Raw genomic sequence first — 20,701 nt, forward strand, 5'->3', positions numbered from 1 at the left:
TTCACGTTCGAAGCTCTGCACTTTCGCTTTCATCCCTGCAGAGAATCCCACGTGATGCACTCGATCACCCGCGGTTATCGCTACCTTTTCAAGACCTTTGGTTATGTTGGCTGGTCGCTGTTCTGGCTGCTGATCTGGGACATCATCGTCACCGTGGACTACATGCTGTTTCTGGATCGCAAGATCAATCTGCCCTCCATGCCGCTGACCCTGCTCGGTTCAGCCCTGGTGGTATTGACCAGCTTCCGCAACAGCAGTGCCTACAACCGCTGGTGGGAGGCGCGCACCATCTGGGGCGCACTGATCAACAGCTCGCGCAGTTTCGCCCGTCAGGTGCTGACCCTGATAGACGACGATGATGGCGGCAACTCGGTGAAAGTGGTGCTGCTGCGCCGCCATGTGGCCTATATCAGAAGCTTGTCGGCGAGCCTGCGTAACGAGCCCTGCGCCGACGAAGTACGCTCCTTCGTGGCGGCTGACGAGTTCGAGCGTCGGCATACCACCAATAATTTCCCCAACGACATTCTCAACGGCTCAGCCGCCATGCTGGCCAGTGAATACAAGGCTGGACGCCTGGACAGCATTCGCCTGACCCGACTGGAGTCGACGTTGGTCGACATCTCCAATTGCCAGGGCGGTCTCGAGCGTATCGCCAACACACCGTTGCCCTATCCCTACGTGTATTTCCCGCGCCTGTTCATCACCCTGTTCTGCATGATCGTGCCCATCGGCCTGGTGGAAAGCCTGGAATGGTTCACCCCGCTGGCATCGACCGTGGTCGGCTTCATGTTGCTGGCGATCGAGCGGGTAGGCAGCGACCTGCAGAGCCCGTTCAAGGCCAGCGAACACCAGATCCAGATGGATGCACTCTGCGAGACCATCGAGAAGAACCTCGAATCGATGCAGCGCGATGCTCAGCGCGAACGTGATGGGCGCCTCTTCGCCAGCTGACCCGATGGTCATTTTTAGGCGCAGCAGACACCTCGGATCAGATTTCCAGCAATCTTGTAGTGACTTTAAAAAAACACTACAAAACCTATTGACGACCCCTTCGCGCTTTTGCATGATGAGCCTGCCTCCCCTGACGGGAGCCCTGACAAGGGCACTTGGGCAAACTCGGTAACACCAGCCGAGCGTTCCACGATATGTACTGCCCACAAGGCAGATTGATGAAGTCGAGCGTCCTGCGAGGACGAGAGCGTTAGCGAGACATTGTCATGATGCCTGTGGCTGATCCTGCGGATCACCTGCATCCGGCCCCGTCTCAGCTGATTTCCTCTCCCCGCATCGTCCCGACCTCCGTTAGCCGCCGCTGCGTAGCGATACCTACACATCGCTACACGGTCTTCGGCAGCACTCAAACGCCACGGGCAATGACGGCACCGCACCGCAAGCGGGCGCCTTAGACAGATCAGCGAATGAAGGGGTACACGCCATGAACCTGAACAAGAAACCGACCATCGAAGACCTCGCTCAACTGTTCGCCAAGCGCAAGGACAGCCTGGACAACCATATCCTCTGGGTCTGTGAGTCGGGCGAAGTTCGCATCGACTGCCTGCCGGCGGATCAGGAGGAACACGAGTTCGTCAGTCAGCGGCCGAACATGCGCACTCGCCTGCGCACCTACCGCCGTGGACAAGGCTACGTAGGCCGCCGCGCCGCCGCAGACCGCGACTTCCTGGGCAACGTACTGCGCACCCTGGAGCATGAGTGGACAGGCCAGCCGGCCAAGCAGGATCGCCTGCTCGATCGCTACTGCTGAAAACCTGATGCGGTGGGCTGCCTTGGCCCACCGCTTTCAAGATCCCCGCCCTGCTGCGCCCAGCCATTGCGCTGTAAACTGCCATGCACTCCTGAAGGAGTCGTTCGTCACCGCGCAATACGTGATGAACGCTAAACCATCACGCTGCCTGACAGGGCAGTGTCTGCGAGAGCAAGGTCAATGGATAACCTGTATCAAACGCCCAGCGCCCCACTACTGGTCGACGAACGCCCCCGCGACAGCTTCTTCGTCACCTCCACCAGCAAACTCTACGCGCTGTTCTTCACGACGCTCGGGTTCTACGCGGTCTACTGGGCCTACAAGCAATGGGATAGCCAGCGAGCGACCATGCGCCCTAAGAAGATCAGCCCGGCAGCGCGCTCGATCTTTCATATCTTCTTCATCCATTCACTGTGCCGGCTGATCCTCACACAACTGCAGGCCAAGGGTCTGGGCGACTGGAAATATGCGAGCGCGGCGTGGATGTACATTGTCCTGGTCTTCGCCAGCAACGGCCTTTCGCGCCTGGACGGCCATATCGGTGTGCCCCTGGAAATCTTGCTGCTGCTCGCTGGCACCATGCTGCCGGCGTGGCCGCTGTCGATCATCCAGGAGAAAGCCAACCTGGCCAGCGACGATCCAACCGGCCAGAGCAACAGCCGCTTCAGCACCGCGAATTATCTGTGCATGCTACCGGGCAGCCTGCTGTGGCTGCTGATCATCATTGGCTCTTACATCTGATTTCCCGGATCGCCGCTACGGAGGTCAGGGACGAAGCGCTTTTCCATCGACCAATAAAAAGCCCCGGCACTGGCCGGGGCTTTTTTGTCAGCGCAGTGCTGCTGTCAGCGCTTGTCATCCTCGCGCGGATTGTTCAGATCCATCACGCTGGAAACACGCTCCGGTGCTACCGGTGGGGCGATCTCGGCTTTGGCCTCAGGCTGTACCTGCGGCTCAGGCGCTGCAGGCTGAGGCTGCTCCTTCTTCTTTCCTGTCATGCGCCGCCATACCCAGCCAATCAGCAGTACGGGCAGGAACCACGCCTTCTTGAGCAATATCAGTGCGGCAGCGAACAGGCCAACCTTGGCAGCGGCCTTGCCGGCGATCAGCGCGCCGAGGCCATAGGCCGCGACTTCGTCGAGATCGGGGTTGAAGTCGGCATAGCGGTTACCGTCGTTGAAGTCGGTCATGGCCAGCACTGCCGGCAGGTTCTCTTCTATCTGCGGCAACTGATGCATGCCGGCGATGAAGTTCAGTACCAGTACGCCTTTGCGGCCCAACACGCGGATGTTGTAGTTGAGGATGTGCTCTTCGCTATCGCCGAATTTCACTTCCTTGGCCCAGTGCAGCTTCTTGCCGGCGGCATCGTAGTGCGGTGCGGAGGCCCAGCCGACGATAGCGATGGGCTCGTAACCGTTTTCGGTGCGCCACTCGTTCTCGGCCTTGGCGCCGTCCTGCAGATCCTTGAGCATGTCGGCGTAGTCGATGTCCGCGGCGTCCTCGTCGGACACATAGCCGTTTTCTTCGTACTCCACGGTAACGGCCCAGGATTCGTCCGCCATCGGCGATACACCTTTGGGCAGAATCATGCCCAGCGGCAGCTTGTCGTCTGGCGGGTTGCCCCAGGCTTCGACCAGCACGCGCTCGGCGTCGGCACCGTCGAGAAACACCAGATTTTCCGGGAGATCGAGGGTCGCCAGGTTGCTGCCGACCACCACTTTGCCGGAACGGAAATCGAGGCTGTCGAGAAACTGTTCCTCGCTGATGTAATCGCTGTCAGCGGCTTCGGCAGCGGGGGCTTCCTGTTCGGTGGGTGCCTGGTTGGCCCAGGTCAGGGGAACTACCGTGGCCAACAGGCTGGCCAGCATCAACTCCTTGAACAACATGTAACGCTCCATGAGATCGGCTTGAATTTCGGGCGCTAGCCTACCATCGACAGAGGAATCATTTAGTAACTTCCTGTCATTTTTGGATACATCTCACAAAGTGGCGCCCAAATCTCCTGCTTTATGAAGCCCGCACGGTCAGCTGAACCAGGCGCAGCACCACAGGCCGAACGCCCATCACGCAAACGAACGCCACCGGCATAGCCAGTTGGTAAGCCTCCAGCACCGCTCCCAGATAGCCATCGCTGAAACCGCGGTTGGTGGCGGTGATCACCAGGCTCATGAGAAACGCCATGATGCCGGACATGAAAAAGGCGAAGGCCACCGGCGACAGCTTGGCCGGCAACTTCCAGTTTCGGCGAGTACGGCTGCGGGTTGCTTCAGGCATGGGCTAAATCCTTCGAATAGTGAGATGCCGCCAAGGTGCGGCAGAGGCGGCCATTATCGCGGCGGCCCGTTGCAGCGAGTAGCGGGCCGCAGGTAAGGTCAGTACCAAGCTAACCTTATCAATTCGACCATCAGTAGAAAGCTTTACCATGGATACCTTGCGCGGCATCGAGAGTTTCGTGAAGGCGGTGGAAACCGGCAGCATCGCTGCGGGCGCTCGCCTGCTGGGTATCAGCGCCGCTGCAGCCAGCCAGAACATCGCCCGACTGGAGTCTTCCCTCGGCGTGAGGTTGCTGACGCGCACAACCCGTAGCCTGGCACTTACCGAAAGCGGTACGCTGTATTTCGAGCAGGTGCGCGATGTGCTGCGCGACCTGGAGCTGGCACGCAGCACGGCCACGCAAGCACACGACACGCCTCAAGGTCGGTTGCGGATCGCGTCCAGCGCCGCATTCGGTCGGCATGTCCTCGCGCCGTTGCTGCCCGCCTTCACCGCCCGCCACCCGCGTATCGCCTGCGAGCTGGTCACCACCGACCGCAGCGTCAATCATATTCAGGAGTCGGTGGATATCAGCATCCGTATCCCACAGCAGCTCGAAGATGGCCTGGTGGCACGGCATATTGCCAGCGTGCCATCGATCTACTGCGCGTCGCCGGCCTATCTGCACAAAGCCGGAACGCCAGTCACCCCAGAAGACTTGCGCGAGCACGATTGCCTGGCTTTCAAGGTTGCCGTGGACGGACGCCTGATGCCTTGGCGGTTCGTACGCGATGGGATTCGCTTCGATGCACAGATTCGCGTGGCGCTGGTCAGCAACGATATCGACGTGCTCGCCAGGGTTGCCGCCAACGGTGGCGGTATCACGCGCCTGGCTGCCTTTGTCGCCGAGCCCTATCTGGCCAGTGGTCGCCTTCAGGAGTTGTTTGCCAACCCGCAGCATTCGAGAAGGCAGGCGCTTACTGAACCTCTGGACTACTACCTATGCGTGCGTGATCGCTACGAACTGACGCCCAAGGTGCGCGCCTTCGTGGAGCATCTGCAAGACAGCCTGCGCGACGACTGGCGCCCCTAACGAATTTGACTCACCGAATGAATCCGGTACGCTCGGCAGCTCATTTGAATGGAGTGTTTCCCCCATGGCCAAAGCCACTGCCCGTCACATCCTGGTTGCTACCGAAGACAAGTGCAACGAACTGAAAGCTGCCATCGAAGGCGGTGCCGACTTCGCCCAGGTCGCCAAAGACAACTCCAGCTGCCCGTCCAGCCGTGACGGCGGCAACCTCGGCTCGTTCGGCCCGGGCCAGATGGTCAAGGAATTCGACACCGTCGTGTTCAGCGCGCCGGTCAACGTGGTTCAGGGCCCGGTGAAAACCCAATTCGGTTATCACCTGCTCGAAGTGACCAGCCGCCAGGACTGATCATCCCGCGCCTGGTGCCCCACGGCACCAGGCCGCTCGCCCGCTTTCCCCGGCACGCCGCCCTGGCCACAGAAAATGCCGGAACCGCCCCACCACCGCACCACTCTATCGCTCCGGTAGTTCCCACCTTCCGCGAGGCCATGATATGAACCGGTTCTTCCAAGCCCTCGGCCTGCGCATTGGCGATTCGGCAAAACAGGCTCGCACGCCCAGCCAGAAGGCATTGGGACAATGCACCTGCGGCCAGCCGATTTTCTTCCGCAACAGTCAGTGCCTGGCCTGCCAATCGCCGCTGGGCTACGAGCCAGAACGCGGCCAGGTGGTAACCCTGGTGGCCAGCGAGCAAACCGACGTATGGCGGGTGGACGGTGATCCGCAGGGCTGGCGCTACCGGCGCTGCGACAATCTGCATACCGCCGCGGGCTGCAACTGGCTGCTACCGGCCATGTACGGCGCCGGTCTGTGCACGGCCTGCCAGCTCAACCGCACCATTCCCGACCTGTCGGTGCCGGACAACGATAGGCGCTGGGCGCGCTTCGAAACCGCCAAGCGCCGCCTGGTGGCGCAGTTGCTGACCATGGGCCTGCCGCTGATCAGCAAGACTCAGGACGAGATCAACGGCCTGGCCTTCGACTTTCTCGGCCCGGATGCCGAAGGCAAGCAGCCCACCACTGGGCACGCCAATGGCTTGATCACCCTGAACATCGCCGAAGCCGACGACGACGTGCGCGAGCAGACCCGCATCCAGTTGCGCGAGCCCTACCGCACCCTGCTCGGCCACTTCCGTCATGAAGTCGGCCATTACTATTGGGATCGGCTGATCGCCAACAGCCAGTGGCTGAACGATTACCGGATGCTGTTCGGTGACGAACGTGCCGACTACGGCACCGCCCTGCAGCGTCATTATGAGCAGGGCGCGCCGGCCGACTGGCAAACTTCCTTCGTCAGCGCCTACGCCACCATGCACCCCTGGGAAGATTGGGCGGAAACCTGGGCCCACTACCTGCACATGATGGATACCCTGGACACCGCCCTGAGCTTCGGAATGCGTGCCGGTGACGTGGAGCTGGAATTCCGGCCCTTCACCCGAGCGGCGTTGTATGACCCGAACGATCCACTGGCAGAAGAGTTCCTGCAGTTCGTCAACGCCTGGATCGAACTGGCTGCCATGCTCAACGAACTGGCGCGCAGCATGGGCCAGAAGGATCTCTACCCCTTCGTGTTGCCCGCCGCGGTGATCGGCAAGCTACAGTTCATTCATCGTGTGGTTCAGGGTGCGTCTCCCATCCAGTAGGCGCGCAGCGGCTGCACCGAACCACCGGCTAATTTTTAGGAGCGCGCAGCATGGCTCATCTTGAGAAACACGGCAGATGCCTGTGTGGGGCGGTCAGCCTTACGTTGCGGGTCAGCACTGCAAACGTGAGCGCCTGCCACTGCGCAACGTGCCGCAAATGGGGCGGTGGCCCGCTGCTGGTGGTCGAAGGGGAAACCGCGCAGTTCAGCGGGCAACAGCATATGCGCACCTACGCGTCTTCAGAGTGGGCCGAGCGTGCATTCTGCGCGGAATGTGGCACCCACTTGTTCTATCGTCTCACCAGTGGTGGGTTCTACGCAGTGCCGGTGGGCCTGCTCGACGGCGAGGAGAACTGGCAGTTCGAAAGCCAGGTATTCATTGATGCCAAACCCGCTTACTACTGCTTCGCCAATCAGACGCGGGAGCTGACCGGCGAACAACTGTTCGCGCAATACAGCTCCACATGACAATGCCTCAATCGGCGTCCAGCGACGGGCCGACCATAGCCGCCAGCTGTTCGTAGACACCCGGCGCGGCGACCAGATAGGGATTACCGCCGAGCAGCCCATCGCCACGCAGAAAATCGTTATGCCGACCACTGGCCTCGCGTACCAGCACCAGGCCGGCCAGGCAGTCCCAGCTTTTCAGGTGGGTTTCGTAATAACCGATCAGGCGACCAGCCGCCACATAGGCAGTCATCAGGGCGCCGGAACCGTTGCGCAGGAACATGCCACCCTCATCCAGCAGCGCACCGACGAAGGGCAAGAAGTTCTCCTTGCCCGCCCGGTGAGTAGTGCCCACGCCGACCAGCCCCTCACGCACATGGCAGGCGCTATGAACCGCCAGCGGCGTTTTGTTGACGAACGCACCGTGGCCGATGAACCCATGGAACAGCTCATCGTGATTGGGATCGGCAATCGCCCCGAGCAGCGGCTGCCCATCCACCAGCAGACCGATGGACACGCACCAGTTGTGCAAGCCATTGAGAAAGCACGCGGTGCCGTCGATGGGATCGATCACCCAGATGCAGCGAGCCTCCAGGCCACCGCTACCGCCCTCCTCGCCAACGATGCCGTCCTCGGGAAAATGCGCGGCCAGCTCGGCGCGAATGAAGGCCTCCACGTCCTGATCGGCGATGCTCACCACATCCTGCAGGTCATCGCCCTTGTGCTGCACGGCCAGGCTGTGGCGCCGTGCGTAGTAGCTCATGCCGCGCTCGGCGGCTTCCACGGCTACGCGTTTGGCAAACGCGTAACGAGCGGTCAGATCCTGGTTGGTTACGTTGCTGGCGTTCGACATGCTCGGGGCACTCCTGAGTGACAGCGGGAATCAGCCGACTTGCGATGCAGCGGCAACAGCCTCTACCCTGCGCGCTTCCTGATCGGGCTGCAGTGCAATGACCCTCGTCGACCTCTTGTTGTTCGCCATTCCGGCAGTTTTTCTCACCGGCCTTTCCAAAGGCGGCTTCGGCGGCGCGCTGGGCGGCATCGCGGTGCCGTTGCTGGCCCTGGCCACCTCACCGATGCAGGCGGTGGCGGTGATGCTGCCGATACTCTGCCTGGCCGACGTGGTCGGGCTCAAGGCTTACTGGGGCAAGTGGGACGTGGCCAACCTCAAGGTCATGCTGCCCGGCGCGCTGATCGGCATCGCCATCGGCTCGCTGACCTTCGAGCTGCTCAACGAGAACCTGATCGGCCTGCTGATCGGCCTCATCGCCATTTCCTTCGTGTTGATGGGGTTGCTCAAGACCGACCCAGCACCTCGCCCACTGCAGCCAAAGCGCGGCTTGATCCTCTCGTCGCTGGCCGGCTTTACCAGCTTCGTTGCTCATGCCGGCGGGCCACCGGTGATGATGCACCTGCTCCCGCAGCAGTTGGAAAAAGTGCGCTACGTGGCCACCATCAATATGTTCTTTCTGCTGACCAATGCCATGAAACTGATTCCCTACACCTGGCTCGGGCAGTTCAGCCGGGAGAATCTGCTGCTCAGTCTGATGCTCGCGCCCATCGTACCGCTCGGCGTATGGACGGGCCTGTGGCTGCAGTCGCGGATCAACCACACCTGGTTCTACCGCATCGCCCGCATAGGCATGCTGGTCGCAGGGCTGCAGCTGATCTGGAAGAACATCTGAACTACAAGGCCGACAACGTGCGGTATTCGTCCTGTGCATGCTGATCGGTCATGCCGCTGATGAAATCCTGCAGCAAACGGCAGCGGTAGTAGAACTCCCAGGCGGCCTGATCGCTCCCGACTGACTCGCGCACAGCCTGACGGTAGGCCTTGAGCAGTTGCCCCGGCAGGCGCCGCACAAGCATCTGCAGATAGGCCTCACGACGGCACTGACCCTCGGTCAATTCCAGAAAGGTCTGCGCATCGACGCGCAGCAGCGCGCCATAGCTGTCCAGCAAGCCCTGGATGATTCGGTAGCCCTGCAACTGCAGGGTTTCCACCTCGCGGTGGCAGAACACTCGCGCCATGGCGACATCCTTGAAAGTCTGCACGATGGCGTGAGGCAGGCTGTCGTCCTCGATCAGCGCACGGTCCAGTGTGCCGGCGTATACCGATTCGATGTTATCGATGAACTGACGTGCAGCGTGCTGCACCAGCGGGTGGATCATGCTGACCCGTAGCTTGACGAAGAACTCACCAGCCTTGTTGATTTCTTCCTGGTGATAGCTCTCCAGCGCCTGCTCCACCAGGCTGCGGAACGAGTGAAGCGAGCCGGGAATTTGCACATCGGGCGACTGCATGCCTGCGAAGGTGTCGATCAGCAGCGGCGCCAGCTCGGCAACGCCAAGAATGCCCTTCTCCACCGAATCCTCGATATCGGCGAGGCAATAGGAAATGTCATCGGCCGCCTCCATGATGTAGGCCACCGGATGGCGCGTCCCCGGCTGCTGACCCAGCTTCTGCTGCAGGCCCGTGACGAAGTCTTCCTCGGAAAGATAGAAGCCCGGTTTCTTGTTCAGGTAGGCGTTGGCAGCCCCTTTGGCAGGCTTCGGCTGATAGGCGGGGCGCAGGTATTTGAGCAGACCCGCGGTCTGGGTGTAGGTCAGGCGCAGGCGCTGCAGGTTGACCACCAGCCTCACGGCCTGGGCATTACCTTCGAAATTGCGCAGGTCGGCACGCATTCGGGTGTGCAGTTCGTCGTTGTACGGCGGTTGCGGTAAAGCTACGGCAAACAAGCCGTCCAGCCCACGATCGAACCACTCACCGATGGCGAACTCACCAAAGTGGCCAAACGGCGGATTGCCGATGTCATGCATCAGACAGGTCATTTCCACCAGGCTTTCCAGCGCGCCCTGCAAGCCATCCAGGCCGTAATCCACGGCGCGCTCACCTAGTTGCACATACAGCGTGCGGACGATGAAGCGCCCTGTCTGCTGCACTTCCATCGAATGGGTCAGGCGGCTGCGCACCGCGGCGTTTCGCTCCAGGGGAAATACCTGGGTGCGCTGTTGCAGACGGCGGATGGCCGCAGAATTGATGATGCGCCCACGGTCGCTTTCGAAGGCATAAAACAGATCGACATCGGCTGCTACGCCAACCTGATCGCCAGGGCGCAGTGCAACAATCCTGTCTTTGAAATTCACCACTGAAAGCATCGCTTGAGTCTCGACCAGGCGCAGAAACCGCGAGCCTAACGCGCAAGGAGCGGTTTACCAAGCATCTGCACGTGGCGAGAATGGGCACCACGCCCATTGAACCGCAAGAGATCTCGCTATGAGCCGCGCCGACTTTCACCAGCAACAAGCCGAGCAGGCCAGCGCCGAAGCCCTGCGTCTGCTGGAGCAGCAGGCGGCGCTCGGGCCTCGCTGGCTGGGCTGGGTAGCCAGCGAGCTATACAGCCTGTCGCCTCCCGAGTACGCGGCCATGGTCAGGCGCGAGCTGCAGCGCCTGACGGAGGTTTAGCTAAACCGGCTTGCTCTCGTGTAGGCGCACGTTGAGCTCATCGACCACCGGCGCCCACTCGGCGTCTTCGAGCAGCTCTTCTTTCAGAAACGCCGCCTGGGATTCGTTCCAGAACGGCGCCTCGGACACCTTGACCTCATCGGGCAATGGATAGTGCTCGGCAATGAAGGCGTCGATGCTGGCCGGGTCGGAATCCAGCCCCAGCTGTGCGAACAGGGTGCCGAGGTCTTTATTGGGAAGTTCCATGTAGGTCTCCGTCAGGTAAGTCGGTTTTCATGCACGTACGCAATAGAGCGACGTCGACGAACGACAGTTCAACCTCTCCGGCCCACGGTTCAGCGGCTGCTCGCTGCCGTTATCGGCTATGGTTGAAGCCAACAGCCATGATCGGGAAAGCACCATGAGCACCAGAGCCGCATGCCGCAACGCCCTCGTTCTACCCGCAATCGCCCTGCTGCTCGGTGCCTGCGCCAGTTCGCAGACACCTCCGGCCGAAAAACCCGAGCGGATCGGCCGTGCCCAGGATCTTTACGAGCTGCGTCCGGCCTACCAACCTGGCACCTACCGGCACATGGACGAGCTGTTCTTCACCCGTACCGTGCCCCGCGGCCCCAAGGTCTATCCACTGCCAGCCCGTGCCGAAGTACCGGTGCAGTACAGCGTCGACGGCCAGTCACTGGGTGTCGACGAGTTCATGCGCCGCAATCAGGTCGGCGGCGTGCTGATCATCAAGGACGGCAAGGTCGCGCTGGAAAAATACGCCATGGGTAACGACGCCAGTACCCGCTGGACGTCGTTCAGCGTGGTCAAGTCGATCTCCTCGACGCTGATAGGTGCCGCCGTGCAACAGGGCAGTATCGCCAGCGTGAAAGACCCGCTGACCCGCTACCTGCCACAACTCAAGGGCGGCGCCTATGACGGTGTGAGCGTCGAACAGATGCTGCAGATGAGCTCGGGCGCGGCCTGGGACGAAACCTACCGCGACCCTAAATCCGACCGGCGTCGCATGTTCGAGCTGCAACTGGCCAACAACCCTGGCGCCCTGCTCAAGCAGATGTCCGGGCTCAAGAAAGCCCACGCCCCAGGCACGACATTCGCCTACAGCACGGGTGAGTCCCACCTGCAGAGCGAACTGGTTCGCGCAGCAACCGGCATGACCACCAGCGATTACCTCTCCGAGCGCATCTGGTCGCGCCTGGGTATGGAGCGCGATGCCTTCTGGCAACTGGACAGCCGTGCTGGCCAGGAAATCGGCAGCAGCGGCCTGTCCGCAACCCTGCGCGATTACGGACGCTTCGGCCAATTCATCCTCAATGACGGGGTGATCGACGGCGAGCGCATCCTGCCTGCCGGTTGGCTGGTAAGTGCCACCCGCGCCACCCCAGGTTCGCACCTGGAACCCGGCAAGCTGTATGACGGCGAATACGCGCTCGGCTATGGCTACCAGTGGTGGCTGTTCCCCACCGGCGCCGCAGCGCTACCGGAGCACGACGGTGGCGCCTTCGAGGCCCAAGGCATCTTTGGCCAGTTCCTTTATATCAACCCCAAGGAAAAGGTCGTGGCGGTGATCTGGAGCACCTGGCCAAAGCCGGAAATGGATGAGCGGGAAATGGAAACCTATGCCTTCATCGGCGCTGCGGTGAAGGCATTGCGTTGATCGGGCCGGCTCGCGCGCACCACAAAGATCGTCGGTTGGTCGAACCCGGCGACGCCGTGCTGGTCGATACATCAGATTTGCCTGAGGGATACCTATGATTGATTGCCGACACGGCGTTGGCTGCCTGCTGCTGAGCCTGATGCTCGGTGGCTGCGCCTCCTCGACTTCCTGCGACGAGCCCCTGAGCGGCGACAGCTGCCGCGACCAACAACTGCTTTACCAGAACGATATGCTGCAAGCCAAGATGCTGGTGGCGTCCGGCGACATGGAAAGCCACGAGCTGGTCAACGCCCTGCTACGCCGCGCGGAAAGCCTGGATGAACGCGGAGAGGTCGAGTTCTATCAGGCGATTCTGATGATTCGCGAAGGCCCGCAGACCGAAGAAGTGCTCAAGAAGCTGGAAGATGCTGCCGCGCAGCAGCAACCCTATGCCGTGGCCCTGCTCTACAAGATCTGGTCGGAGCCCTACCTGGTCGACGAGGCCGACCTCATACGCGCGGAGGAATATCGCGCCGACTATTCCGAACTGGACGTCGCCAAAAGCGGTTACCCATCATTCGAAAAGGCGCTGGAACTGGTCAATCAACTGGTGCAGACGCCCTGACGCTGGCATTGCTGCACGCGTTATGAGGCTGTAAAGCAATTTGCAGGGTGCCAGCGCGGCGACGACGGATTAAAATCCGCCACCAGATTCGCCGCGCAGCCCTTACCCGCCAACGCAAGGCTGCGCCTATCCATCATCCGCATAGTCGAGAGAACAGACATGGGCGCCCAGTGGAAAGCCAAACCTAAAGAAGCCGCCGCCAACGCCAGAGGCAAGATTTTCGGTCGCCTGGTCAAGGAGATCATGGTCTGCGCGCGTAACGGCGCCGATCCGGACATGAACCCCAAGCTGCGTCTGGCCATCCATCAGGCCAAGAAAGCCTCGATGCCCAAGGACACTCTGGATCGGGCGATCAAGAAAGGCGCAGGTCTGAGCGGCGAGACGGTCAACTTCGAACGCACCACCTACGAAGGCTTCGCACCGCACCAGGTGCCGCTGATCGTCGAGTGCCTGACCGACAACGTGAACCGCACCGTAGCGGAGATTCGCGTGCTATTCCGCAAGGGCCAGCTCGGCAGCAGCGGCTCGGTCGCCTGGGATTTCGACCATGTCGGGCTGATCGAGGCCTCCAGCGAGAGCGGCGCCGACCCGGAACTGGCGGCCATCGAAGCCGGCGCTCAGGATTTCGACGAAGCCGATGAAGGCAACACCCTGTTCATCACCGAGCCGACGGATCTCGATCTGGTCAGCCGTGCACTGCCGGAACAAGGCTTCACAGTGAACTCGGCTAACCTCGGTTACCGCCCGAAAAACCCGGTCGCGAACCTGACGCCCGAGCAGCGTGAAGAAGTCGAAGCCTTCCTCGAAGCCATCGACAACCATGACGATGTACAGAACGTCTATGTAGGTCTGGCAGGCTAACAGAGGCCAATTGCGGCAGTTCATCACGGTATTGCCGCAATAACCGGCTATACTGTGCGGCTTCCTTCTTTGCGGATAAATCGCAGAGCGGAACATTGCCGCACAGGAGCTGCATCTTGCACAAGTCACTCGTTCTCGCCGCCTGCTTAATGCTTGGAGCTTGCAGTAGCGCGCCTCAATCGTCGTCGCCCTCCACCACGGCCGACCACGACACTATCGTTCGTAGCAACCTGGAAGCGATCCACAACGCCCAGGTTGTTCCGCTGCCGCTTAATGCGCATTCCGCTCTGCCACCTGGCAAGGTCGGGAGCGCGAACATGCAGTTTGGCAGTTCGCTGTCCAACTACCGTTTGTATTCCCTCCAGTTGAAACAGGGCGAGCGCTATCGTCTAAACGTCAACTCGCTGTGCGATCACACCTGCATGGGCATCAACAAGTTCGCCCTTAAGCCGCACGCGGTTCTGATGGACGCCTACGGCACGGTGATTCCCAACAAGCCCGCCCGCTCGTCTAGCGTAATTGGCATGACCACTCTGGGTTGGGATGGCGAAGCACCGGAAGACGGTACCTACTACCTGCTCGTGGCTGCCGACAAGGAAGACATCGGCCGCACCATCGTCATCGACAATGTGTGGATCAACAACTCGCCACTGATGGCAGTGAAAGTCGGCCTGCTCGACGACCTGATGCAGCCAAAGAATCTGCACTGAGCCATGCCCCCACGTACTCTGCACATCGCAGCAGCCTGCCTGTTCGACGAAACGGGTCGCCTGCTTCTGGTGCGCAAGCGCGGCACGCACATGTTCATGCTGCCCGGCGGCAAACGTGATGAGGGCGAAACACCGCTGCAGACGCTCCTGCGTGAACTCCACGAAGAGCTGGATCTGCATCTGCCCGAGTCGGCGTTCGTGCAGTTGGGCCATTTCGGCGAAGTCGCCGCCAACGAAGCGGATACCCGGGTCGAGGCCGATATTTTCAGGGCCCTGCTCCCACACCCGGTACTGCCCGCAGCCGAGCTGGAAGAGCTGCGCTGGCTGAGCGCCCACGACCCGCGCACCGACGACCTGGCGCCGCTGCTGCGCCGCCCCGCAGTCAGCCGCTGAACGACCTTACACAAACGCCGAGGTCAAGCAGTTCGCCCTGGAGATGATCAGCCGCAGCGGCCTTTCGTACGAGGATTACGAAAAAATCCGCAGCGCCCTGCAAGCGCCGAACTATCGGGCCTCCAACTCGATTCGCGATGCAGACCTACCGCGCGGCATCGATCCCGAAGGCTGAGTGCATCAGGCCTATCGACAGCCTCGATCATAGGGCCAGGGTTTCCACCGCAATCCGAGCTTCTGCGACAAGGCGTCCACTGAACCGCCTGCCATCCATTGATCTGCAGCAAGGTCTCTTTGTTTCCAGTGCGTAGCCTGTGGTGATCCGCTCCGTATCCTCGAGGGTTCACCATGGCTATCACTTCTGCCGACATCTGCGCAGCCGCCGACCAGTTGAAAGGGTTCGTCGGCTTCAACGTCAAGACTGGTCAGCACATCGTGCGTTTCAGTGAAGACTCCTTTGGCCTCAATATCGCCGAAGACAGCATCACGCCGACCAGCGAGTTCGTCTGGGCAGTTGGCGAGACGCCCGAACTGATGACCCTGAAACGCGAACGCCTGGGCCTGTTGTCCGATCTGCGCATCGACGAACGCCTGAACCTCGGCGAGCCGCTACGCATCTACCTGCGTCGCGAGGATCTGCCGGAAATCAGCGCGCAACGGCAACTGCAAGCGAACGGCTGATCAGGCGCGAACCACTGGTTTCACTCTCGCCCGCAACTTAGACTGGCCAGCCATTCAACGCTGCAGCCTGCCATGCCCGTGTTCTGCCTGTTGCCCGATCATCTGCGCCCATTGGCGGACAAGTTCTATCGCAGCCACCGCTCCGCCATGCGCACCCGCGGCGACCATCAGGTCTGGGTCGCCAGGGACGGCGAGATTGTTGCCGCACTTTGTCTGCAGGAGGCAGCTCACGGCCACTGGCTGACCAGCCTGCTGGTCGCGCCAGCGCGGCGCCAACAAGGCCTGGCCAGCACCTTGATCGCCGCGGCGCTAGAGGAGACAGATAAGCCTACCTGGCTGTTCTGCCACCCTGACCTGCAGCCGCTCTACGAGCGCCTGGGTTTTCAGCCCTGTGACGAGCTGCCCTCGCCGCTGGCCGAGCGCCTGGCCCGCTACCGGCGTACCAAAACACTGGTCGCCATGCTGCGCTGAAGTGCACCGTTCGTACTTCCTGGCGTATATGCTGGCACTTTGACCACTTCCCCCACTTGCCGCCCGCCAAAGCGCTCGCCAATGTGAACGGCTGACCGGGGTTGAACTCCTATGGGCAGCGACCTGTCCGTAGTCATCGAGCATGCGCGTCCACAACAAGAATGAAAGCACCATGGCTATTCACGTGAAGCGTCTGCTTGCGCGGCTGCGCAAGGACTTCCAACTGTCGATCATCACCCTCATGGGTCTGTTCGGCGTGCTCGGCATTTCGCCCTATGCCGTCTATCGAGCCCTGCACGGCAACTACCTGGTCAGCATCGCCGATACGGTGATCGTGCTGTCGACCATCATGGCCGTCATCCATGCCTGGCGCACCGGCGACACGGTCAAGCCCGGTGTCTGGCTGGCCGGCATCTTCTCGCTATGCGCCACGCTGATCACCATCAATCTGGGGGTCAACGGGCTGTTCTGGATCTACCCGTTGATCCTCTTCAATTTCTTCATGGTGTCACCGCCAAGGGCGCTGCTCGCCACCGTACTGGTGGTCGCAGCGCTGGCGGTGTACGCCCTGCTGTTGCCGGGTACGGTATTCGAAAGCCGTTATCAGATGCTGTCGTTTCTGGTCACCGCGCTGATGGCCAGCGTGCTGACCTTCATCTTTGCCTACCGCACCCAACATCAGCGCGAACAGCTACACGCCTGGGCCACCCGCGACCCGCTGACCGGTGCCCGCAATCGCCGGGTGATGAACGACGAGTTGAAGATCGCCATGGCCAACCTTCGCCGGCATGACATCAGCGCCGCGGTACTCCTGATCGATCTCGACCATTTCAAGCAGATCAACGACCGCTTCGGCCATCAGGCCGGCGATCAGGTGCTGGTGGATTTCGTCGAACTGGCCCAGCGCAGCGTCCGCCAAGAAGATCGGCTGTTTCGCTTTGGTGGTGAAGAGTTTTTGCTGTTGCTGGGCAACACCGATCAACAAGGGCTGCTCTCGGCTGCAGAGCACTTGCAGGCGCAGATTGCCGAGCACCTGAGCAGCCCTGGCGGCGCGGTGACGGTTTCCATGGGTGGATCGGTGCTACGAGCGGGCGAACGATGGGAAAGCTGGCTGGAGCGTGCGGATCAGCAGCTCTACCAGGCCAAGGGCGCAGGCCGTAACCGTATCCATATTGATCGCGACACAACGCTCGAGCCAAGCTAGGAACAACCTCAAGCGCAGGTGCCACCTATACAAGAGCTAGCCTTAGCAGGCCGTTGAAAAACGTTGGCGAGGCAGCCAGCGCAAGGCAAAAACAGGCGAAAAAGCGGAGTTTACGTGTTGTAAATGAGCATTTTTAGCCTGTTTTTAACGCCGCGATGGCCACGCAGGTAGTTTTTCAACAGCCTGCTAGCCCGACGGCGCAACACTGCAAACGCACCTGGCCAGCTAACGCCTGATTGCCAATCGCAACAAAAGAAAAGGGCGACCCTCAGGTCGCCCTTTTCCTTACAGCAGGATCGATCAGTGAGACGAAGCGCCACTGGCGCCCAGGCCGGTGTGCGAACGTACGAACTGCGGCAGGAACAGCGCACGTTCCTCTGCAGCCGATTCGGACTTGTCGGTGATCGAGAAGAACCAGATACCGACGAATGCCACGATGATGGAGAACAGCGCCGGGTATTCGTACGGGAAGATCGCCTTCTCGTGACCGAGCACCGTGACCCAGATGGTTGGACCGAGCACCATCAGCACCACGGCAGTGATCAGGCCGAGCCAGCCACCGATCATTGCGCCACGGGTGGTCAGGTTCTTCCAGTACATGCTCAGGAACAGCACAGGGAAGTTACAGCTCGCCGCGATGGAGAACGCCAGGCCCACCATGAAGGCGATGTTCTGCTTCTCGAAGAGAATCCCCAGACCGATGGCCAGGACACCCAGGCACACAGTGGTGATCTTCGATACGCGCAGTTCATCCTTCTCGTTGACGTTGCCCTTCTTGATCACGCTGGCATACAGGTCGTGGGATACCGCCGAGGCACCGGCCAGGGTCAGACCGGCAACCACCGCGAGGATGGTGGCGAAAGCCACGGCCGAGATGAAGCCCAGGAAGATGCTGCCACCCACGGCGTTGGCCAGGTGCACCGCTGCCATGTTGTTACCGCCCAGCAGAGCGCCAGCAGCGTCCTTGAAGGCCGGATTGGTGCTGACCAGCAGAATCGCGCCGAAGCCGATGATGAAGGTCAGGATGTAGAAGTAACCGATGAAGCCGGTAGCGTAGAACACCGACTTACGGGCTTCCTTGGCGTCACCCACGGTGAAGAAGCGCATCAGGATGTGCGGCAGACCGGCAGTACCGAACATCAGCGCCAGGCCGAGGGAAATCGCCGAAATCGGGTCTTTCACCAAACCGCCGGGGCTCATGATCGCTTCGCCGTTGGCGTGAACCTTGATTGCTTCTGTGAACAGGGTGTTGAAGTTGAAGCCAACGTGCTTCATCACCATGAACGCCATGAACGACGCACCGGAGAGCAACAGCACTGCCTTGATGATCTGTACCCAAGTGGTAGCCAGCATGCCGCCGAACAGCACGTACATCACCATCAGGATACCGACCAGCACAACCGCCACGTGGTAGTCGAGGCCAAACAGCAGCTGGATCAGCTTGCCGGCGCCGACCATCTGCGCGATCAGGTAGAACGCCACCACCACCAGCGAACCGCTGGCTGACAGGGTGCGAATTTCCTTCTGCTTGAGGCGATAGGACGCCACGTCGGCAAAGGTGTACTTGCCCAGGTTACGCAGGCGTTCGGCGATCAGGAAGAGGATCACCGGCCAGCCGACCAGGAAGCCGATCGAATAGATCAGACCGTCGTAGCCGGACGTGAACACCAGGGCGGAAATACCCAGGAAGGACGCCGCCGACATGTAGTCACCAGCGATTGCCAAGCCGTTCTGGAAGCCTGTGATACCGCCCCCCGCGGTATAGAAATCAGACGTGGACTTGCTACGTTTGGAAGCCCAGTAGGTGATGCACAACGTGCCACCGACGAAGGCCAGGAACATCAGAATTGCGGGCGTATTGACGGCCTGACGCTGTACTTCACCAGTCAATGCATCGGCGGCCCACAAAGCTGGGGCCAGGGCCATAAGGGCCAGAGCGGAGAGGATACGGCCGATCATTTGCCCACCTCATCCAGGATCACCTGGTTCAAGTGGTCGAATTCACTGTTGGCACGACGTACGTAGATACCTGTCAGCACGAAGGCCGAGAGGATTACGCCGAGGCCTACGGGAATACCCCAAGTGATCGGAGAGCTATCAGTGATACGTGTGCCGAGCCAGCCGGGCACGAAGGCGATCAGCAGAATGAAGCCGATGTAGATGCCAAGCATGATGGCGGAGAGTATCCAGGCGAACCGCTCACGCTTGGCTACCAGCTCCTTGAAATGCGGACTTTGCTCGATCCGCCGATAAATGCTGTCGTTCATTTTATTGTTATCCTCACCCAGCTGGATGCTGGTTGGGATAACTGTAAATCTGTGCTCAGCCTGCGACAGACGACCTTAGTCGAAGCCCAGTGCTTTTTAGACCAAAGTCTAATGCCCGATGCAGCATCAGCGGCGCTGCTGATATTGCTGCGTGCCCTGCCCCGGATAGCGCTGAACCTCATAGCCGTTCGGATATTCGGTGCTCTGGCGAATGCCGCCGCGGCTCTCGAAGGTCGAGCTGCGCTGGCCACTTTCATAACGGCTTGAATCGATACCTTGCGGTATGCGCTGGCCACCATAAAGGTTGTAACGTTCCTGACGCTCATAGGTGTCGACGCTGCCACTGGCGCCTGGGCTAACGTAAGCCTTGGGAATCACGCGGATGGTCTGCGGCGAGCGCTCGTCGGCGGATGCGCCCGTGGCGGTCAGCACAGCCAGCATCAGGGTAAAACCGATCAGTGATTTCATCTCGAACTCCGGTAGCCGTTGAGGCGCCAGGCAATGGCGCCTTCGCCTCATGCCCTGCTAAGACAACACGCAGCGCGGATCATTTGCGGCTCAGCGCCTCGCCGATCCCATAAAAGTGACCGCCGGCTACGTGATGGATGCTGCGCCAGGCAGGATCGGCGTCCTCGAAGTGCCAGCGTCCGTCGCTAAATACTCGAGAATCGGCCCATGCACCGGTCACCTCGGCGATGAACAGGTCATAGGTCTGCTGGTTGTGCGGCTCGACGATCAGGCGGCAGGCCAGCCACGCAGAGCAGCCCGCGACGAAAGGCAGATCCTGATCGCTCAGGGTGATGAGTTCGACACCGGTAGTGGCCAACTTGTCGGGCTCGTCGTTGAGGCTGCGCGAGCCGACCTGATGGGTCAGTTCCAGCTGCGCGACCGTGGGCACCTGAATGACCAACTGGCCGCTACGCTCGACCAGCACGCGGGTCGCGGTGATCTTGTCCAGCACCACGGTCAGCTTGGGCGGATCGAAATCCAGGGCACAAGCCCAGGCGGCGGCCATCACCCCGTCCACGCCGTCATGGCGGGCCGACACCAGCACCGTGGGGCCGTGGTTGAGCAGCCGGTAGGCTTTATCCAGGCTCACTGGCTTGATCGGGTTGTCCATCGCTGCGCATCTGCGAAAGTCGAAAACGGCAATCTACAGTATCGGACGTCGGGAACCATCCCCGGCGAGGATC

Annotated in this window: 27 protein-coding genes; 18 read left to right on the top strand and 9 right to left on the bottom strand. The window is 60.9% G+C overall.

The window, feature by feature from the left end; translation table 11 throughout:
* Positions 1–54 precede the first annotated feature (54 nt).
* The 3 genes from ACZ0AI_RS09635 (at position 55) to ACZ0AI_RS09645 (ending at position 2,503) form a co-directional block, all read left to right on the top strand.
* Positions 55–951 carry a bestrophin family protein gene (locus ACZ0AI_RS09635; RefSeq protein ID WP_463566087.1) on the top strand — a complete coding sequence of 299 codons (897 nt, stop codon included), beginning with the start codon at positions 55–57 and terminating at the stop codon, positions 949–951.
* Positions 952–1,435: 484 nt separating this feature from the next.
* Complete coding sequence (locus ACZ0AI_RS09640; RefSeq protein WP_463565549.1) at positions 1,436–1,762, top strand: hypothetical protein; 327 nt, start codon at positions 1,436–1,438, stop codon at positions 1,760–1,762.
* A gap of 180 nt (positions 1,763–1,942) precedes the next feature.
* Positions 1,943–2,503: an MFS transporter permease gene (locus ACZ0AI_RS09645; RefSeq protein ID WP_463565550.1), complete on the top strand. Its 561-nt coding sequence runs from the start codon at positions 1,943–1,945 to the stop codon at positions 2,501–2,503.
* Between the two features lie 104 nt (positions 2,504–2,607).
* Here the strand turns inward: ACZ0AI_RS09645 and ACZ0AI_RS09650 are convergent, their stop codons facing one another.
* The gene (locus tag ACZ0AI_RS09650; protein ID WP_463565551.1) at positions 2,608–3,648 is read right to left on the bottom strand and encodes a DUF2167 domain-containing protein; all 1,041 of its coding nucleotides are present in this window, start codon (positions 3,646–3,648) and stop codon (positions 2,608–2,610) included.
* A 121-nt stretch (positions 3,649–3,769) separates the two neighbouring features.
* Entirely contained in the window at positions 3,770–4,036 is a 267-nt protein-coding gene (locus ACZ0AI_RS09655; protein WP_463565552.1) for a DUF2798 domain-containing protein, read from the bottom strand.
* A gap of 148 nt (positions 4,037–4,184) precedes the next feature.
* On the opposite strand from ACZ0AI_RS09655, the gene ACZ0AI_RS09660 reads away from it, so the two are divergent.
* From ACZ0AI_RS09660 to ACZ0AI_RS09675, 4 genes are all read left to right on the top strand, one after another.
* Positions 4,185–5,108, top strand: a complete 924-nt coding sequence (locus tag ACZ0AI_RS09660; RefSeq protein ID WP_463565553.1) for a LysR family transcriptional regulator — start codon at positions 4,185–4,187, stop codon at positions 5,106–5,108.
* Positions 5,109–5,172: 64 nt separating this feature from the next.
* A complete protein-coding gene (locus tag ACZ0AI_RS09665) occupies positions 5,173–5,454 on the top strand; it encodes a peptidylprolyl isomerase (protein ID WP_042554371.1) in 282 nt (93 codons plus the stop codon).
* Between the two features lie 145 nt (positions 5,455–5,599).
* Complete coding sequence (locus ACZ0AI_RS09670; RefSeq protein WP_463565554.1) at positions 5,600–6,748, top strand: zinc-binding metallopeptidase family protein; 1,149 nt, start codon at positions 5,600–5,602, stop codon at positions 6,746–6,748.
* Between the two features lie 50 nt (positions 6,749–6,798).
* The gene (locus tag ACZ0AI_RS09675; protein WP_463565555.1) at positions 6,799–7,215 is read left to right on the top strand and encodes a GFA family protein; all 417 of its coding nucleotides are present in this window, start codon (positions 6,799–6,801) and stop codon (positions 7,213–7,215) included.
* 7 nt (positions 7,216–7,222) lie between these two features.
* On the opposite strand, the gene ACZ0AI_RS09680 is transcribed toward ACZ0AI_RS09675, so the two are convergent.
* Complete coding sequence (locus tag ACZ0AI_RS09680; RefSeq protein WP_463565556.1) at positions 7,223–8,047, bottom strand: inositol monophosphatase family protein; 825 nt, start codon at positions 8,045–8,047, stop codon at positions 7,223–7,225.
* A 97-nt stretch (positions 8,048–8,144) separates the two neighbouring features.
* On the opposite strand from ACZ0AI_RS09680, the gene ACZ0AI_RS09685 reads away from it, so the two are divergent.
* The gene (locus ACZ0AI_RS09685) at positions 8,145–8,879 is read left to right on the top strand and encodes a sulfite exporter TauE/SafE family protein (protein WP_463565557.1); all 735 of its coding nucleotides are present in this window, start codon (positions 8,145–8,147) and stop codon (positions 8,877–8,879) included.
* 1 nt (position 8,880) lies between these two features.
* Here ACZ0AI_RS09685 and dgt read toward each other — a convergent pair whose 3' ends face one another.
* Entirely contained in the window at positions 8,881–10,353 is a 1,473-nt protein-coding gene (gene dgt / locus ACZ0AI_RS09690) for a dGTPase (protein ID WP_463565558.1), read from the bottom strand.
* Between the two features lie 118 nt (positions 10,354–10,471).
* Between dgt and ACZ0AI_RS09695 the strand changes: the two genes are divergently transcribed.
* A complete protein-coding gene (locus ACZ0AI_RS09695; RefSeq protein WP_463565559.1) occupies positions 10,472–10,660 on the top strand; it encodes a hypothetical protein in 189 nt (62 codons plus the stop codon).
* Here the strand turns inward: ACZ0AI_RS09695 and ACZ0AI_RS09700 are convergent, their stop codons facing one another.
* Complete coding sequence (locus ACZ0AI_RS09700) at positions 10,661–10,906, bottom strand: DUF2789 domain-containing protein (RefSeq protein WP_463565560.1); 246 nt, start codon at positions 10,904–10,906, stop codon at positions 10,661–10,663.
* Positions 10,907–11,060: 154 nt separating this feature from the next.
* On the opposite strand from ACZ0AI_RS09700, the gene ACZ0AI_RS09705 reads away from it, so the two are divergent.
* From ACZ0AI_RS09705 to ACZ0AI_RS09745, 9 genes are all read left to right on the top strand, one after another.
* Positions 11,061–12,317 carry a serine hydrolase domain-containing protein gene (locus ACZ0AI_RS09705; RefSeq protein ID WP_463565561.1) on the top strand — a complete coding sequence of 419 codons (1,257 nt, stop codon included), beginning with the start codon at positions 11,061–11,063 and terminating at the stop codon, positions 12,315–12,317.
* Positions 12,318–12,411: 94 nt separating this feature from the next.
* Complete coding sequence (locus ACZ0AI_RS09710; protein WP_463565562.1) at positions 12,412–12,921, top strand: hypothetical protein; 510 nt, start codon at positions 12,412–12,414, stop codon at positions 12,919–12,921.
* Between the two features lie 159 nt (positions 12,922–13,080).
* Positions 13,081–13,782, top strand: a complete 702-nt coding sequence (locus ACZ0AI_RS09715; protein ID WP_042554383.1) for a YebC/PmpR family DNA-binding transcriptional regulator — start codon at positions 13,081–13,083, stop codon at positions 13,780–13,782.
* Between the two features lie 317 nt (positions 13,783–14,099).
* Positions 14,100–14,492, top strand: a complete 393-nt coding sequence (locus tag ACZ0AI_RS09720) for a hypothetical protein (RefSeq protein WP_463565563.1) — start codon at positions 14,100–14,102, stop codon at positions 14,490–14,492.
* A 3-nt stretch (positions 14,493–14,495) separates the two neighbouring features.
* Entirely contained in the window at positions 14,496–14,885 is a 390-nt protein-coding gene (locus tag ACZ0AI_RS09725) for an NUDIX hydrolase (protein ID WP_463565564.1), read from the top strand.
* A 43-nt stretch (positions 14,886–14,928) separates the two neighbouring features.
* Complete coding sequence (locus tag ACZ0AI_RS09730; RefSeq protein WP_463565565.1) at positions 14,929–15,060, top strand: hypothetical protein; 132 nt, start codon at positions 14,929–14,931, stop codon at positions 15,058–15,060.
* A gap of 173 nt (positions 15,061–15,233) precedes the next feature.
* Positions 15,234–15,566, top strand: coding sequence for a DUF2025 family protein (locus tag ACZ0AI_RS09735; RefSeq protein ID WP_463565566.1), 333 nt, complete (start codon positions 15,234–15,236; stop codon positions 15,564–15,566).
* A gap of 72 nt (positions 15,567–15,638) precedes the next feature.
* The gene (locus tag ACZ0AI_RS09740) at positions 15,639–16,037 is read left to right on the top strand and encodes a GNAT family N-acetyltransferase (protein WP_463565567.1); all 399 of its coding nucleotides are present in this window, start codon (positions 15,639–15,641) and stop codon (positions 16,035–16,037) included.
* A 172-nt stretch (positions 16,038–16,209) separates the two neighbouring features.
* Positions 16,210–17,241: a GGDEF domain-containing protein gene (locus ACZ0AI_RS09745; protein WP_463565568.1), complete on the top strand. Its 1,032-nt coding sequence runs from the start codon at positions 16,210–16,212 to the stop codon at positions 17,239–17,241.
* A 300-nt stretch (positions 17,242–17,541) separates the two neighbouring features.
* On the opposite strand, the gene ACZ0AI_RS09750 is transcribed toward ACZ0AI_RS09745, so the two are convergent.
* The 4 genes from ACZ0AI_RS09750 to ACZ0AI_RS09765 form a co-directional block, all read right to left on the bottom strand.
* Positions 17,542–19,200, bottom strand: a complete 1,659-nt coding sequence (locus tag ACZ0AI_RS09750; RefSeq protein WP_463565569.1) for a cation acetate symporter — start codon at positions 19,198–19,200, stop codon at positions 17,542–17,544.
* Positions 19,197–19,508 (bottom strand): DUF485 domain-containing protein, encoded by a 312-nt coding sequence (locus tag ACZ0AI_RS09755; protein ID WP_463565570.1) that lies wholly within the window; start codon positions 19,506–19,508, stop codon positions 19,197–19,199. The genes ACZ0AI_RS09750 and ACZ0AI_RS09755 overlap by 4 nt, the downstream gene beginning before the upstream one ends.
* A 126-nt stretch (positions 19,509–19,634) precedes the next feature.
* Complete coding sequence (locus ACZ0AI_RS09760) at positions 19,635–19,976, bottom strand: hypothetical protein (RefSeq protein ID WP_463565571.1); 342 nt, start codon at positions 19,974–19,976, stop codon at positions 19,635–19,637.
* 79 nt (positions 19,977–20,055) lie between these two features.
* The gene (locus ACZ0AI_RS09765; RefSeq protein WP_463565572.1) at positions 20,056–20,628 is read right to left on the bottom strand and encodes a flavin reductase family protein; all 573 of its coding nucleotides are present in this window, start codon (positions 20,626–20,628) and stop codon (positions 20,056–20,058) included.
* Positions 20,629–20,701: the final 73 nt, after the last annotated feature.

Source organism: Pseudomonas sp. AC355, from assembly GCF_979258205.1.

Bases quoted from the DNA above. Each gene is read 5' to 3' on its own strand.
- ACZ0AI_RS09635 (WP_463566087.1), top strand. From the start codon at position 55: ATGCACTCGATCACCCGCGGTTATCGCTACCTTTTCAAGACCTTTGGT.
- ACZ0AI_RS09640 (WP_463565549.1), top strand. From the start codon at position 1,436: ATGAACCTGAACAAGAAACCGACCATCGAAGACCTCGCTCAACTGTTC.
- ACZ0AI_RS09645 (WP_463565550.1), top strand. From the start codon at position 1,943: ATGGATAACCTGTATCAAACGCCCAGCGCCCCACTACTGGTCGACGAA.
- ACZ0AI_RS09650 (WP_463565551.1), bottom strand. From the start codon at position 3,648: ATGTTGTTCAAGGAGTTGATGCTGGCCAGCCTGTTGGCCACGGTAGTT.
- ACZ0AI_RS09655 (WP_463565552.1), bottom strand. From the start codon at position 4,036: ATGCCTGAAGCAACCCGCAGCCGTACTCGCCGAAACTGGAAGTTGCCG.
- ACZ0AI_RS09660 (WP_463565553.1), top strand. From the start codon at position 4,185: ATGGATACCTTGCGCGGCATCGAGAGTTTCGTGAAGGCGGTGGAAACC.
- ACZ0AI_RS09665 (WP_042554371.1), top strand. From the start codon at position 5,173: ATGGCCAAAGCCACTGCCCGTCACATCCTGGTTGCTACCGAAGACAAG.
- ACZ0AI_RS09670 (WP_463565554.1), top strand. From the start codon at position 5,600: ATGAACCGGTTCTTCCAAGCCCTCGGCCTGCGCATTGGCGATTCGGCA.
- ACZ0AI_RS09675 (WP_463565555.1), top strand. From the start codon at position 6,799: ATGGCTCATCTTGAGAAACACGGCAGATGCCTGTGTGGGGCGGTCAGC.
- ACZ0AI_RS09680 (WP_463565556.1), bottom strand. From the start codon at position 8,047: ATGTCGAACGCCAGCAACGTAACCAACCAGGATCTGACCGCTCGTTAC.
- ACZ0AI_RS09685 (WP_463565557.1), top strand. From the start codon at position 8,145: ATGACCCTCGTCGACCTCTTGTTGTTCGCCATTCCGGCAGTTTTTCTC.
- dgt (WP_463565558.1), bottom strand. From the start codon at position 10,353: ATGCTTTCAGTGGTGAATTTCAAAGACAGGATTGTTGCACTGCGCCCT.
- ACZ0AI_RS09695 (WP_463565559.1), top strand. From the start codon at position 10,472: ATGAGCCGCGCCGACTTTCACCAGCAACAAGCCGAGCAGGCCAGCGCC.
- ACZ0AI_RS09700 (WP_463565560.1), bottom strand. From the start codon at position 10,906: ATGGAACTTCCCAATAAAGACCTCGGCACCCTGTTCGCACAGCTGGGG.
- ACZ0AI_RS09705 (WP_463565561.1), top strand. From the start codon at position 11,061: ATGAGCACCAGAGCCGCATGCCGCAACGCCCTCGTTCTACCCGCAATC.
- ACZ0AI_RS09710 (WP_463565562.1), top strand. From the start codon at position 12,412: ATGATTGATTGCCGACACGGCGTTGGCTGCCTGCTGCTGAGCCTGATG.
- ACZ0AI_RS09715 (WP_042554383.1), top strand. From the start codon at position 13,081: ATGGGCGCCCAGTGGAAAGCCAAACCTAAAGAAGCCGCCGCCAACGCC.
- ACZ0AI_RS09720 (WP_463565563.1), top strand. From the start codon at position 14,100: ATGCAGTTTGGCAGTTCGCTGTCCAACTACCGTTTGTATTCCCTCCAG.
- ACZ0AI_RS09725 (WP_463565564.1), top strand. From the start codon at position 14,496: ATGCCCCCACGTACTCTGCACATCGCAGCAGCCTGCCTGTTCGACGAA.
- ACZ0AI_RS09730 (WP_463565565.1), top strand. From the start codon at position 14,929: ATGATCAGCCGCAGCGGCCTTTCGTACGAGGATTACGAAAAAATCCGC.
- ACZ0AI_RS09735 (WP_463565566.1), top strand. From the start codon at position 15,234: ATGGCTATCACTTCTGCCGACATCTGCGCAGCCGCCGACCAGTTGAAA.
- ACZ0AI_RS09740 (WP_463565567.1), top strand. From the start codon at position 15,639: ATGCCCGTGTTCTGCCTGTTGCCCGATCATCTGCGCCCATTGGCGGAC.
- ACZ0AI_RS09745 (WP_463565568.1), top strand. From the start codon at position 16,210: ATGGCTATTCACGTGAAGCGTCTGCTTGCGCGGCTGCGCAAGGACTTC.
- ACZ0AI_RS09750 (WP_463565569.1), bottom strand. From the start codon at position 19,200: ATGATCGGCCGTATCCTCTCCGCTCTGGCCCTTATGGCCCTGGCCCCA.
- ACZ0AI_RS09755 (WP_463565570.1), bottom strand. From the start codon at position 19,508: ATGAACGACAGCATTTATCGGCGGATCGAGCAAAGTCCGCATTTCAAG.
- ACZ0AI_RS09760 (WP_463565571.1), bottom strand. From the start codon at position 19,976: ATGAAATCACTGATCGGTTTTACCCTGATGCTGGCTGTGCTGACCGCC.
- ACZ0AI_RS09765 (WP_463565572.1), bottom strand. From the start codon at position 20,628: ATGGACAACCCGATCAAGCCAGTGAGCCTGGATAAAGCCTACCGGCTG.